1 rRNA gene is annotated in these 269 nt (G+C 52.0%); it reads right to left on the bottom strand.

The window, feature by feature from the left end:
- Window positions 1-269, bottom strand: a 16S ribosomal RNA gene (locus ACPYOJ_RS35485); the annotation flags it as partial.

Here is a 269-nt window from a genome sequence, read left to right as displayed (position 1 = left end):
TATTCGTACAGTACCTTCAGCTATCTACACGTAGATAGGTTTATCCCTGTACAAAAGAAGTTTACAACCCATAGGGCCGTCGTCCTTCACGCGGGATGGCTGGATCAGGCGCTAACCCATTGTCCAATATTCCTCACTGCTGCCTCCCGTAGGAGTCTGGTCCGTGTCTCAGTACCAGTGTGGGGGATCACCCTCTCAGGCCCCCTAAAGATCATCGACTTGGTGAGCCGTTACCTCACCAACTATCTAATCTTGCGCGTGCCCATCTC

The sequence above is a fragment of the Rhizobium sp. SVR5-9E genome (assembly GCF_056755095.1).
The sequence above is the reverse complement of the archived record's forward strand: the minus strand, read 5'-3'. Positions and strand labels throughout refer to the sequence as shown.